This is a genomic window from Mangrovicoccus sp. HB161399 (genome assembly GCF_013184745.1).
In the GTDB taxonomy this organism is placed as follows: domain Bacteria; phylum Pseudomonadota; class Alphaproteobacteria; order Rhodobacterales; family Rhodobacteraceae; genus Mangrovicoccus.
Map to the genome: position 1 here is coordinate 74,777 of NZ_JAATVU010000016.1, position 11,530 is coordinate 86,306.

At 63.2% G+C, this 11,530-nt stretch carries 12 protein-coding genes, 1 pseudogene and 1 other annotated feature; of the genes and pseudogenes, 8 read left to right on the forward strand and 5 right to left on the reverse strand.

Annotation, left to right across the window (positions count from 1 at the left end):
- The first annotated feature begins 105 nt into the window (after window positions 1-105).
- The gene (locus HCC78_RS11500) at window positions 106-516 is read left to right on the forward strand and encodes a hypothetical protein (RefSeq protein ID WP_172328917.1); all 411 of its coding nucleotides are present in this window, start codon (window positions 106-108) and stop codon (window positions 514-516) included.
- 28 nt (window positions 517-544) lie between these two features.
- Window positions 545-2,053: an MDR family MFS transporter gene (locus HCC78_RS11505; RefSeq protein ID WP_172328918.1), complete on the forward strand. Its 1,509-nt coding sequence runs from the start codon at window positions 545-547 to the stop codon at window positions 2,051-2,053.
- A 79-nt stretch (window positions 2,054-2,132) separates the two neighbouring features.
- Here the strand turns inward: HCC78_RS11505 and HCC78_RS11510 are convergent, their stop codons facing one another.
- The gene (locus HCC78_RS11510; RefSeq protein ID WP_172328919.1) at window positions 2,133-2,513 is read right to left on the reverse strand and encodes a MerR family transcriptional regulator; all 381 of its coding nucleotides are present in this window, start codon (window positions 2,511-2,513) and stop codon (window positions 2,133-2,135) included.
- 79 nt (window positions 2,514-2,592) lie between these two features.
- Between HCC78_RS11510 and HCC78_RS11515 the strand changes: the two genes are divergently transcribed.
- Window positions 2,593-4,062: an MFS transporter gene (locus HCC78_RS11515; RefSeq protein ID WP_172328920.1), complete on the forward strand. Its 1,470-nt coding sequence runs from the start codon at window positions 2,593-2,595 to the stop codon at window positions 4,060-4,062.
- Between the two features lie 107 nt (window positions 4,063-4,169).
- Window positions 4,170-4,553, forward strand: a complete 384-nt coding sequence (locus tag HCC78_RS11520; protein WP_253949136.1) for a tyrosine-type recombinase/integrase — start codon at window positions 4,170-4,172, stop codon at window positions 4,551-4,553.
- On the opposite strand, the pseudogene HCC78_RS33665 reads toward HCC78_RS11520, so the two are convergent.
- Window positions 4,468-5,199: pseudogene (locus tag HCC78_RS33665) on the reverse strand (IS3 family transposase); the annotation flags it as partial. The gene HCC78_RS11520 and the pseudogene HCC78_RS33665 overlap by 86 nt on opposite strands.
- Window positions 4,774-4,886 (reverse strand) — a sequence feature (AL1L pseudoknot). (Overlaps the previous pseudogene by 113 nt.)
- 206 nt (window positions 5,200-5,405) lie before the next feature.
- On the opposite strand from HCC78_RS33665, the gene HCC78_RS11525 reads away from it, so the two are divergent.
- The 3 genes from HCC78_RS11525 to HCC78_RS11535 all read left to right on the forward strand — a co-directional run bounded on the left by HCC78_RS11525 (window position 5,406) and on the right by HCC78_RS11535 (window position 7,840).
- A complete protein-coding gene (locus HCC78_RS11525; protein ID WP_172328921.1) occupies window positions 5,406-6,368 on the forward strand; it encodes an ankyrin repeat domain-containing protein in 963 nt (320 codons plus the stop codon).
- Between the two features lie 73 nt (window positions 6,369-6,441).
- Window positions 6,442-6,924, forward strand: a complete 483-nt coding sequence (locus HCC78_RS11530) for a cytochrome c (protein ID WP_172328922.1) — start codon at window positions 6,442-6,444, stop codon at window positions 6,922-6,924.
- Window positions 6,925-6,955: 31 nt separating this feature from the next.
- Window positions 6,956-7,840, forward strand: a complete 885-nt coding sequence (locus tag HCC78_RS11535) for a cytochrome c (protein ID WP_172328923.1) — start codon at window positions 6,956-6,958, stop codon at window positions 7,838-7,840.
- A 583-nt stretch (window positions 7,841-8,423) separates the two neighbouring features.
- On the opposite strand, the gene HCC78_RS11540 is transcribed toward HCC78_RS11535, so the two are convergent.
- From HCC78_RS11540 to HCC78_RS11550, 3 genes are read right to left on the reverse strand one after another with little or no spacing between them, the layout of a single operon-like run.
- A complete protein-coding gene (locus HCC78_RS11540) occupies window positions 8,424-9,431 on the reverse strand; it encodes an ABC transporter substrate-binding protein (RefSeq protein WP_172328924.1) in 1,008 nt (335 codons plus the stop codon).
- A 52-nt stretch (window positions 9,432-9,483) separates the two neighbouring features.
- Complete coding sequence (locus HCC78_RS11545; protein ID WP_172328925.1) at window positions 9,484-9,909, reverse strand: nuclear transport factor 2 family protein; 426 nt, start codon at window positions 9,907-9,909, stop codon at window positions 9,484-9,486.
- On the reverse strand, window positions 9,899-10,477 hold the full coding sequence (locus tag HCC78_RS11550; protein ID WP_172328926.1) for a nuclear transport factor 2 family protein: 579 nt from the start codon (window positions 10,475-10,477) through the stop codon (window positions 9,899-9,901). Before HCC78_RS11550 ends, HCC78_RS11545 begins: the two co-directional genes overlap by 11 nt.
- A gap of 62 nt (window positions 10,478-10,539) precedes the next feature.
- Between HCC78_RS11550 and HCC78_RS11555 the strand changes: the two genes are divergently transcribed.
- The gene (locus HCC78_RS11555) at window positions 10,540-11,487 is read left to right on the forward strand and encodes an aldo/keto reductase (RefSeq protein WP_172328927.1); all 948 of its coding nucleotides are present in this window, start codon (window positions 10,540-10,542) and stop codon (window positions 11,485-11,487) included.
- The last annotated feature ends 43 nt before the right edge of the window (window positions 11,488-11,530 follow it).

Below are 11,530 nucleotides of genomic sequence, written 5' to 3' on the forward strand. Positions count from 1 at the left end.
CTGCGAGGCCGTTCTTCAGCCTGCCTGCGACTGTCCCGCAACGATGGGAAACCTAGCGACAGCCGTAGAAGGGTTCATCTGCAATTGCCTTCGGCGAATAACATCATGACACAAATGCGCTTCTTCCTCTCGCTTCTGACGCTGACGGCTCTCGGCACCGCCGCCCTGGCGCGCGATTACCTGCCCCGGACGCAGGATATCGCCGTCGTCGAAAGGACCTTGAACCTGACCGCCGCACGGCGGCATCCCGACGAGGAAGGCCCCGACCTGACCGGCATCCTGCCAGGCGGAGACCGCATCGAGGTCGACCTGCGCCACGACGGCACCATGCCCCTGGACGAGGTGGTGCCGCTGCTGCGCAGCGACGTGGCGGAGGCGCTCTACGCCACCACCGCGCTGACGGCCGGAACCCGGCTGAGGGAAATGGAGTTCGGCGACGAGATCGCGCTTGAAGGTCCGGGCTTCAATGCCGAGTTCACTGCGGACGGACACCTGAAGGAATGGAAGCGCGACTGACCCCCCGCGCCTGCGAAAAGACGGCACCATGACAGAAACCTCTCCCTCGCGCTGGCTACCAGCGCATTTGCGCCGCGTCTTTGCCGGGCTGCTGGTCGCCATGGCGCTGGCCGCGCTCGACCAGAGCATCGTGAACACCGCCTTGCCCCGCATGGCTTCGGACCTTGGCGGACTGTCGCATCTCAGCTGGGTGGTCACGGCCTTCATGCTGGCCAATACCGTCTCCACCCCGATCTACGGCAAGATGTCGGACATGTTCGGCCGCCGTCCCTTCCTCCTCGGCGCGGTGGGGCTCTTCCTGATCATGTCCATGCTCTGCGGGCTTGCGCAAGGCATGGGGCAGCTCATCGCCTTCCGCTTCGTGCAGGGGATCGGCGCAGGGGGCATCTTGACGCTCTCCCAGACCGTGGTGAGCGACCTGGTCGCGCCGCGCGAAAGGGTCCGCTATCAAGGGCTCTTCTCGGGTGCTTTCGCCTTCTCCAGCCTCGCCGGACCGCTGCTCGGCGGGGTGCTGACCACGCTGCTGTCGTGGAGATGGGTGTTCTACATCAACCTGCCGCTGGGGGCCCTGGCGCTGGCGCTATTGTGGACGGCGCTCCCCCCTTCTCCGCCCCGGCGCAGGCACCGCGTCGATTATGCCGGGGCGCTGCTCTTGGTGATCGGGGCCTCCGCGCTCCTGCTGCTGTTCAGCCTGGGCGGGTCCTTCTTTGCCTGGGGCTCGGCGGCCAGCTGCGGGCTGGGCGCAGTGGCGCTCGTCGCGCTGGCCGGGTTCCTCTTCGTCGAAACCCGCGCGGCGGAACCCATCATCAACCTCGCGCTCTTCCGCATCGGCAGCTTTGCCACCGGCATACTGACCATGTCCTGCATGGGCTTCGCCATGATGAGCGCGATGGTCTTCCTGCCGCTCTACTTCCAGCTGGTGCTGGGGCTGAACCCTGCACAGACCGGGGCGATGATGCTGCCGCAGGTGGTCGCGATGATCCTGACCTCCACCTTCGGCGGGCGCTGGTCCTCGGAGATCGGACGCCCCAAGATCTTCATGGTCGCCGGCATCGCCTTCGAGGCGGCAGGCCTCGGGCTGCTGGCGCTGCTTGCCGCGGTGCAGGCGGGCTATCCGGCATTCTGGCTGGCACTGGCGCTTCTGGGGACGGGCATGGGGATCGCGATGCCGAACGCCACCGCGATCGTGCAGAACGCCGTGCCCCGCGACAGCATCGGCGTGGCGACCTCCACCATGTCCTTCCTGCGCTCGATGGGCGGCACGCTGGGGGTCGCGGTCTCGGGCGGGGTGATGGCGGCAGGCCTCGCCTCGGGGTTGCGCGAGCTGGGACCGCAGGTCGATGTCCAGGCGGTAATCTCCGGCGGCATGGAGGCGGTCGCGGATCTTCCGGCCGCCACCCGTCCCGCGATCGAGGAGGCCTTTCGCCACGCCATCACGGGCACTTTCGAGATGGGCGGCATCGTGATGGCGCTCGCCTGTGTGGTCGCCCTGACCCTGCGCGGGACGCAGTTCGGGGAACCCGCTGCAGGCCAGTAGCTGTGGCGGAAATCAGGCACGACCAACAGTTGGCGACCCTGCTCTTTTAGTCTCAAAAGCTATCCTGATAGAGAACCATTCACACATCGAAGGCAGCAAGGATCGGGCATGGCCCGGATGCCCCCCGGGCACATTCTGTGCTCAGCCGTTGCAGGCTTTCCCGCGCCCGGTGCAGTTCCGCAATCTGTTCGTCAAGTTTTCCGATCCGGCTAGTTGCCAGTTCATGCGCCCGGTGATGGTCATGGCTCGCATCCAGGTCGAGCAGTTCCTTGATTTCCTCCAATGTGAACCCAGCCTTCTGCGCTTTCCGAATGAATCGAAGGCGGCGAACATCTTCGTCGCCGTAGCGCCGGATTCCGCCAGACTTCGCCGGCACGCCCAACAACGCCTTGCGTTGATAGAACCGGACGGTTTCGACACCGACACCCCCGGCGTCAGCCAGTTTTCCGATACTCAGCATGACTCTTGTTGACTCCGTACCATAGTACGGGAGTTATGTACCTGCGGATCGGCTTCGAATCAAGATCAGGAACACGGGAATGACGACCGCCACCATGCAAGCTCCATCCGGGCAACAGCACCTTGGGCTTTCCCTTCTCGTGATCTCCGTAGCCCAGCTGATGCTGGTCCTGGATGACACCATTGCAAATATCGCCCTGCCGAGCATCCAGCAGGAGTTCGGCGTCTCCGCGGCCACCCTGCCATGGATCGTGAACAGCTACATTCTCGCGTTCGGTGGACTGTTGCTCTTCGGCGGGCGCTTGGGCGACGTCTATGGCCGCAGGCGCGTGCTGCGGATCGGCATGGGAATTTTCACCTTCGCCTCGCTGTTGTGCGGCCTTGCTCCGAACAGCGAAATCCTCATCGCTTCGCGTGGCATTCAGGGGATCGGGGCCGCCCTGACCGCGCCGAACGCTCTTGCCCTGATCGCAGCGACATTTCCTGCCGGCAAGGAACGCAATGGCGCAATGGCAACCTATGGTGCCATGTCGGCGCTTGGCATCGTCGGCGGCGTGATCATCGGTGGCCTGTTGTCCGGTCTGCTGAGCTGGCGATGGGTCTTCCTCATCAATGTGCCGATCGGCATCGTGCTCCTCGCCGCAAGCAGCGTCCTCGGCGAAGGCGAACGTCACGAGGCTCCCCTCGACACCTTTGGTGCGGTCATGGGGGCCGGGGCCATGTTCTCCCTCACCTTCGGCGTGACGCGCGCGGCGGAAGACGGATGGAACGACCCCATTACCATTGCAGCCTTTGCCGCTGCGATTGTTCTCGGTGCCCTGTTCGTCCAGAGCCAGTCGGGCAAGGCTCGGCCCATGATGCCGCTCAGCCTGTTCCATGATCGCAACCGGTCCGGATCCTACGCGACGATGGTGTTCGTTGGCGCAGGTCTAATGGGGACCTTCTATCTGTTGGCGCTCCACATGCAGCAGGTCATGATGTTCAACCCGATCTGGGCAGGTATTGGCGCGTTGCCGTTCAGCGTCGGTATAATTTTCGGGTCGGTCCTCAGTTCCAAGCTCGTCGAGAAGCTCGCAGCGAGAGCTCTTGCCGGTCCCGGCCTGCTCATCGCGGCTGGCGGGATGCTGTGGCTGTCCAGTCTGGAGATCAGCTCGGCCTATGCATGGCATATCATGCCCGCGCTGTTCCTGACGGCCTTCGGGCTGGGCATCGTGGCTGTCACCCTGACCCTTGCTGCGGTTCACGGCGTGGCGGCGGAACGTGCGGGGATCGCGTCTGCGCTCCTGAATACCGCGCAGCAAACCGGAGCCGCCTTGGGGTTGGCGGTGTTCACGACGATTGCAACAGTCGCCTCGCAGAACGCCCTGCCGGAAGCGGCGACCGTACTTCAGTCTGCCCTCGCCAAGGGCGATGAAGCGACGGCCCTTCAAGCCCGGGATGCTCTTGCCACTGGATACGCGACGGCATTCGGATATGGTGCGGTCTTTCTGGTCGTGGCGGCCATCCTGGTGATGTCGACGGTTACGACGCGCAAGACGCAAGTCAACTGATTGCACGATCATCGCGAAGGGCGAGGCTGGGTTGGCCTCGCTCGCCAAGACCTAAAAGAACCTGCGGATCGCCTCGACGGACAGCATCGGGCATCCGTGATCGAGCCATGCTGCATCTGGCATTTGCCGGAGGGCTGCGCGTGTTCGAACTCGTCGGCCTTCGGCTCGACCAGTTCGACGGGCGATCACCCGCCAGCATCCACATCATCGGCAAAGGACGACGAGAACGGGTGCTGCCGCTCTGGCAGGAAACTGCCGCGGCAATTCGTGCTTGGATCGCGATCAGACCCAAAGTCGACGAAACAGCGCCTTTTCTGAACAACGCCGGTCGAATGATGACGCGAGCCGGGTTCCAATACATTCTCGAGAAACAAGCCATTGTGGAGGCCAGCATGACCTGCCCCCTGCCCGGAACTGCCGGTTCACCTTGTCCAAAGGGCATGGTGCCTTCTTGTCCGGAATCGTCGTCCGGCAGGGCTTGCCACGGATAACCCCCTGAATGCCAATCTCTTTCATCAGCCGCGCTACGGTGCTGCGCGCCACGGAGAAACCCTCCCTGCCGAGCTGCCGCCAGACCTTGCGCACGCCGTAGACCTTCCCGTTCTCCTCGAATACGCGCTCGATCTCGGGTCGCAGGACTGCGTCGCGCCGGGCACGATCAGACAGCCGGGTCGGATCGGAGCGCTTCGCCAGGTGATCGTAGTAGGTGGATGGGGCGATCGGCAGGACCCTGCAGATCGGATCGACCCCATGTTGTCCGCGGTGGGCATCGATGAAGGCGATCATCGTTTCAGTGGGCGGTCGAGCTCCGCCATCGCAAAGCCGATCCGCCGCGCCACCGGTCCGAGCGGCAGATCGGCGCCGACGCCTTGCGCAGGATCTCGTTGGCCTGGCGCGGTTCTCGCGCTCCAGCACCTTCAGCCGCTCCGCGACGTCGGCGGCAATGCCCGCCCGCTTGCCGCTGTCGACTTCCGCCTTCTTGACCCACTGGTTCAGCGTGTGGGCCGAGCAGCCGATCTTTGCCGAGATCGACATGACGGCCTGCCAGCGGGAGCCGTGCTGGCTTTCGTTCTCCAGCACCAGCCTCACGGCGCGGTCCCGGATCTCAGGGGAAAACTTGTTCGTGGTCTTGCTCATCGTGGCTTCACTCTACTAGCGAGTTAAAGCCTCCGACAGACCCGGGGCGGTTCACATCGCACCCTCTCTGGCGGCCAAATCACGCGAGGAGTAGTGAGCATTTCATAACAAATTCACAGCCCAATATGACAATTTCGGCGCGCCGATTCGCGCTTGCGTAGCCCAAGCTTCCCACATGTCAATTATGCGTGTGGGAGGAGAAACGCATGATCTACTACAAATCCTGCGCTGTCGCGACAGTGCTCTCAATCTGCGCGGCCCCGGTCTTTGCCCAGAATGTTCTGCTGGAACGTGACTTCTGGAACGCATCGCCCGACGTCGCCGCAGTTGAAGCCGCGGTAGAGGCAGGGGCCGATCCGCTGGCAGTCGATGGTGAGGACTATTATCCGCTCTGGCGCGCGCTGCAGGCTGGTACGAGCACGGACGTGGTCAGCTACTTCATAGACAAGGGCGAAGACGTCAACCAAGTCGGCAACGACAATCTCTCTGCCTTTATGATGGCGGCGCGCTTCAACAGCCTCGAGGTGGTCGAGATGTTCCTTGAACGCGAGGATCTTGAAATCGACTATCAAGACGATTCCTGGCGTGACGCACTGGGATTTGCCTGCCTGTTGCAGACCGAGATTCCGGTGTACGAAGCCCTGATGGCCGCGGATCTGCCGATCTCTGCGCGTGACATTCACGGTCGCAACTGCGCGCTTTCCGCAGCTTATCTAAACCCGAACGTCGATACGATTATGTGGATCGCCGAACACGACGACATTCAGGCGTTTGATAACAACGGCACCAATGCGTTCCTTCAGGCTGCCTTCCGCAATCCGTCACTCGAAGTCATCACCGCGATGAAGGATGTCGTGGAAGACCCGATGGCGGTGAACAAGGATGGCAATAACGCTCTTACCATCTCTGCGATCCGTCAGAAGAATCCGGCGATTCAGTCGTGGCTTCTGTCGCAGGGCTTCGATGTCAACGCAACCAACGAGGCCGGGCAGACCGCGCTTCATATCGCTGCCGCAGGCAATGTGCTCGCCGTGGTCGAGGTGCTGTTGGAAGCCGGGGCGGATGTCTCCCTCACCGATGCAGAGGGGCAGTCGGCGTTGGATCTCGCGAAGGCGCGGGAAGATGGCGCCGATATCGTCACCGCGCTCACCGCCGCAGGGGCGAACTGAGGCAAGACGGAAGCGACGCCCGCTCCCAATGGTGCGGGCGTCACAACGCACTCGAATTCACAGGACACACGCTATGCCGAAATTTGGTAAACTGGTGATCGGGGCCGCACTCTGCGCCGTTCTTGCCACCACGACTGTCGCCTATGCCCGCGTCAGCCGCGCCCAAAAGGATGTGGCAACACAGCGACTGGCCCATATGAACCTGCAAGCCTTCCAGCTCGGGGTGCTCGCGCAGATGATGCAGGGGCGACAGCCCTATGATCCCGAGCTCGCCGTGGCCGCGGCCGATGCGCTTGCCTCGCTGGCGCAACAGGACTGGACCACATATCTCCTCCCCGGCACCTCGTCGAGTGAGATTGAAACGAGCCGCGCGGCGGCTTCGATCTGGACCAATATGGATGATTTCCTCGCGCGCAAACAAGGGTTTGCCGAAGCCGCCGACCAGATGCTTGCCGTGGCGGGGGATGGGCTTGAGGCACTGACGTCGCAGATGGGTGCCGTGACCGAAGCCTGCGGTCAATGCCACCGCGATTATCGCGTCATCCCGGCGAACTAAACCGGTCCCGCCCAGCAGCGAGGAGGCCGCCATGATCGGCAAAATCACTTCAGGATTGCTTCTCGCCGCTGGTGCGGGGCTGGCGGGCTTTTGGGTGTTGACCCAACCGGTGATCGAGGATGAGACCGCGATCGCCGGGCTTCAACCCGATCTCGTCCGCGGTGAATACGTCTTCCGTGCCAGCGGCTGTGCGTCCTGCCATGCGGCAAAGGAGGCGCAAGGGGAGGCGCGCCTTATCCTGAGCGGCGGGCGGACTTTTACGACCCGATTTGGCACCTTCTATGCGCCCAATATCTCCTCAGACCCTGAGGAGGGGATTGGCGCATGGCGCGCCATTGATTTGGTCAATGCGCTTCATCACGGTGTTGACCGGGATGGCAAACATCTGTTTCCCGCCTTTCCCTACACGACCTATGCGCGGATGACCTTGACGGATGCCGTCTCGCTCCACGCCTATCTCGCAACACTTCCAGCGGACGCTACACCGAGTCAGAACCATGATCTGGCCTTTCCCTTCAACATGCGGCGTGGATTGGGGCTGTGGAAACGCCTCTACCTGAACCCCGACTGGGTCACGTCCGAGGTGCCGGAAGAGGCTGATACCGGACGTTACATCGTCGAGGCGCTGGGTCACTGCGGGGAATGCCACACGCCGCGCACCGTCTTCGGCGGCCCAATCACCGACGCTTGGCTAACAGGCGCGGCAAACCCAGATGGTCCAGGACGTATCCCGGACATCACGCCGGGCCGTCTCAACTGGTCCGAAGATGACCTTCTCGCCTATTTGCAATCGGGATTCACCCCGTCCTTCGATGTGGCGGGCGGCAGCATGGCCGAGGTCATCTCGACTTTGGGCACTTTACCTGAGGCGGACCTCTGGTCTGTCGTGGTCTATCTCAAGCTTATTGAACCATAAAGACGATAGCTGATTCTTGGACGGTCATGAGGCAGACCTCTGATCCCGTACGGCTCAGCGGGATGTCCGCTTCGCTGGTGAGGCAAGGTTGCGTTTGCACGCGCCGCGAACGGCAGCTCCCCGTCGATGCTGTTGAAAAAGTCTTTGTTGCAGTGCGGCAAGTCTTTCTATTCACTCAACTATGAGGGGATGGAAGGATTTCGGTGTCAAACGGCACCGAAGATTGGATCTGACTTCGGTAACGGGGCCGTCTCCGTCAAGCGTTTTCGGCCAAGCGGCCTGGTCCGCCAGAGCGGTGTTTCGGCAGGTCAGGTTGCCATCCATCCCTGGATCGTGGCCTCGCTGCTGGGGTTCCGGGTGGCTGCGGCATGCAGATGAGTGAGCCCGTCCGCGCCGGTGCTCGGCACTTCCAACCTGGAGAGCGGGTCGGCGGGCAGGAACGGCATTGGACCGATGTGGCCTTCGCCCAGCGGCAGGCGCCTGCCGCGCGGTGCCGAGCAGCGCCTCGGTCGGACGGGGGCGATGCACCGCGGCATCGCAGGGGTGGCCGAAGGGCTGCTCGAGAGGGCTTGGGATCTAGCCGCTACATGCCTTCTGGAGCGACCGTTGCGTCGACGTAGTCGTCGATCGACATGCCCTCTGCCTTGGGCGTCGCGGCGACGATGGACGGCATCATTGCCGAGATGGCCGACACGTTCAGACGCGCGGTCGAAGACCAAGTGTAGCCGTTCCCGGGACCGGTGCCGACCCTGATCGTATCCCGGCAGCGGCCTTCGGAAGAGCCGCTCTTGATGCAGGACGCCACGGCCTCTTCCGGATTGGCACGTATCCAGTCGCCGCCGCGCCCGATTGCGCCGAGAAACCGCGTCAGCGCTTCCTTGTTCCCGTCGATCAGTTCCTGCGAGGCAAAGATCGCGGCGGATACGAAGGGCACAGGGCTTTCTTCGGCGCTGACGATGATGCGTCCTGCTTCACGTACCGGCAGCGAGGTCAAAGTCATTTCGATGCCGTCTACCTTGCCGGAGACCAGAGCGCTGAGGCGGCTCGGCGGCGAGCCCAATGGCACCCACTCGACGTCATCCGGACCGATTCCATAGGTCTCAAGAACCGCCATGCTGTAGATATGGTCCCCAGCGTTGTGGCTCGAGATTCCGTAGCGCTTGCCGCGCAGCTGCGACGGATCGGAAATCCCGTCGCCGCCGAGGATAACATAGTTGTTGTCAGTGAACTCCCCGATCAGCTTGCCCTTGGTCAGCTCGTTCGCGATCGACCCCATATACTGGCTGGCCGCCCCGAGCCCGATATGGACGTCGCCGCGGGCAATTGCGGCGGACATGGTGGCGGCGCCGCCTGCCATGGTGAGATACTCCACCTCAAGTCCGGCTTCCTCGAAATATCCTAGGTCTTCGGCCACGAAAAGCGGCGTGGCCGAGCTGATCCCGTCCGATCCGGCGACGACGAGCCTGATCTTGTCGTCGCTGTCTGCCGAGGCCTGTCCCGCCACCGCCATGGCCAGTCCCATCGCCGCAAGTCCGGTGCGCAGCCCGATTCGGGTCCTTGCCGTCCTGCCTTGATTGATCTGCGTCATCATCGTTTATCCTCCCTTTCCGGGCACTTCGGAGCCCAGTTCTATTTTTATTTTCTCAACGGTTCAGTTCGACCACGCGGCGAACGTGAAACCTCCAGCGCCCGTTTTCCTGCCGCAGTTCGTCTTCCTTTCCCGTCAGATCGACGATCTTGAAATCCGCCCCGTCACGGTCGATGCTCATCTGGTAGGATTGCGCCGCTGCGCCTTCGGGCGTTGCGCGGATGAGAATGTTGCTGACCCAGTGCGCGCGGCTGTGCACCTGCGGCTTGTCCCGCCAGCGGCGTTCGGCGAAGGCGATGAGATTGCCGCGTCCGATGACCGGCGGCTTGTTGCGGCCGCAGAATCGTCCATCCTCGGTGAACAGCGCGCCCCATGCCGCGGCGTTGCCGGTATCTTCGTGATAGCTGTATTCCGAGATCAATTCCTGGATCTCGATCTTGTCCCCCGCGGTGAGCGGCCTTGCCATGGTTTCAGCGGTCATTCTGCCTGGTTTCTCCTTGCGGTCTTTCGTTTTCCTGCGTGCGGGCGCCGGATGGCAGCCGGGAAATGTCGCGGTGCATGATCTTCCAGACCCCGTCTGCCCGGCGAAGATGGTAGATGCGGTCCGAAAGGCTGCCGATCGACAGCCCGTCCGGCGTCCGGCGCAGGATCATGCCGTAATGTCTGGCCTGCGCGCCTCCGGCCACCGGTTCGATCAGCGTTCCGCCCATCCAATGGGCGGTGTCTCTCGCCGAAGGACGCGCCGCCCTGCTTCGCGAGCCTTCCAGAAGTTCGGCATGGCCCCGCATCAGCTTTCCGGAGCCATTCCGGCAGCTTCCGTCCGGAGCAAACAGCCGGGCCCAGCCTTCCGCATCGCCGGCATCTTCGCAATGGCTCCAGCGGGACACGATTTCCGCGATCTCCAGGCGGTCTTCTGAGTTCAGATGTTCTGCCATGGCCTCCTCCTTGCCCAGGCTTGCCGCGGGCGGGCCGGGCAGTCCTGATCCCTGCGAAAGAGCTAAGGGGACCCATGCCATATTGTCAAATAAAATGTTGACAATATCGTTCATTATGGCGCAGCCTTGGGGTGAAACGCTTTTGTTTCAGATAGATAGGGAGGCTTCTGGGGTAGATGCAGACACGTCAGATCGGATCGATCAATGTCTCAACCATCGGAATTGGATGCAACAATTTCGGTCGCCAGCTGGAACTCGAGGCCACGCGCGGAGTTGTCGACGCGGCCTTGGCTGCAGGCGTGGCCTTCTTCGATACCGCCGACAGCTACGGCAGCCCGCCCACGACCAGCGAATCGTTTCTCGGCGAAATCCTGGGGCCGCGCCGCAATGACATCGTGCTGGCCACGAAATTCGGCCGGGTTCTCGACGACCGCAGGAAAGGCGCGGGCGCTGCCTATGTGCGGCAGGCCACCGAGGCGAGCCTGGCCCGGCTGCGCACCGACCGGATCGACCTCATGCAGCTTCACATCCCCGATCCCTCGGTGCCGATCGAGGAAACGCTCGGGGCGCTGGCAGAGCTGCTGCGCGAGGGCAAGATCCTGGAGATCGGATGCTCGAATTTCGGTGCGGGCGAGCTGGCGGCGGCGCAGGCAGCCGCGGCCGCGGCCGGGTTGCCGCGTTTCGCGTCGACCCAGGACGAGCTCAGCGCGCTCTGCCGCAGGCGGGCGGAGCCGATTCTGGCGGAGTGCCGCCGCACCGGCACGCGCTTCCTGCCGTTCCGGCCGCTCTTCAACGGACTGCTTTCCGGCAAGTACCGCCCCGGCGCTCCGCTTCAGGGAAAATCGCGCATCGGATCGAAATCCGCGGTGGCACAGGCGGAGATCCTGTCGCCGGACAATCTTGCGAAGGTGGACGCACTCGCGCGCTACGCGGCGGATCACGGGCGAAGCCTGCTCGAGCTGGCCATAGGCTGGCTGCTTGCGCATCCGGAGGTGCCGTCGGTGATCGCCGGCGTCAGCTCGCCGACGCAAGTGCGTTCCAATGTGGCGGCGTCGGATTGGACGATTGCCCCGGGCCAGATGGCGGAAATCGAAGGCATTCTTTCGGCCTCGCAGGCCGCCTGAAGCGGCAGGGCCGGGCGGAGAAGGCCGCACCGCATACGGAGGA

Excerpts from the sequence above, each read along its gene's own strand:
- HCC78_RS11500 (WP_172328917.1), top strand. The coding sequence starts at position 106 with ATGACACAAATGCGCTTCTTCCTCTCGCTTCTGACGCTGACGGCTCTC.
- HCC78_RS11505 (WP_172328918.1), top strand. The coding sequence starts at position 545 with ATGACAGAAACCTCTCCCTCGCGCTGGCTACCAGCGCATTTGCGCCGC.
- HCC78_RS11510 (WP_172328919.1), bottom strand. The coding sequence starts at position 2,513 with ATGCTGAGTATCGGAAAACTGGCTGACGCCGGGGGTGTCGGTGTCGAA.
- HCC78_RS11515 (WP_172328920.1), top strand. The coding sequence starts at position 2,593 with ATGACGACCGCCACCATGCAAGCTCCATCCGGGCAACAGCACCTTGGG.
- HCC78_RS11520 (WP_253949136.1), top strand. The coding sequence starts at position 4,170 with ATGCTGCATCTGGCATTTGCCGGAGGGCTGCGCGTGTTCGAACTCGTC.
- HCC78_RS11525 (WP_172328921.1), top strand. The coding sequence starts at position 5,406 with ATGATCTACTACAAATCCTGCGCTGTCGCGACAGTGCTCTCAATCTGC.
- HCC78_RS11530 (WP_172328922.1), top strand. The coding sequence starts at position 6,442 with ATGCCGAAATTTGGTAAACTGGTGATCGGGGCCGCACTCTGCGCCGTT.
- HCC78_RS11535 (WP_172328923.1), top strand. The coding sequence starts at position 6,956 with ATGATCGGCAAAATCACTTCAGGATTGCTTCTCGCCGCTGGTGCGGGG.
- HCC78_RS11540 (WP_172328924.1), bottom strand. The coding sequence starts at position 9,431 with ATGATGACGCAGATCAATCAAGGCAGGACGGCAAGGACCCGAATCGGG.
- HCC78_RS11545 (WP_172328925.1), bottom strand. The coding sequence starts at position 9,909 with ATGACCGCTGAAACCATGGCAAGGCCGCTCACCGCGGGGGACAAGATC.
- HCC78_RS11550 (WP_172328926.1), bottom strand. The coding sequence starts at position 10,477 with ATGAACGATATTGTCAACATTTTATTTGACAATATGGCATGGGTCCCC.
- HCC78_RS11555 (WP_172328927.1), top strand. The coding sequence starts at position 10,540 with ATGCAGACACGTCAGATCGGATCGATCAATGTCTCAACCATCGGAATT.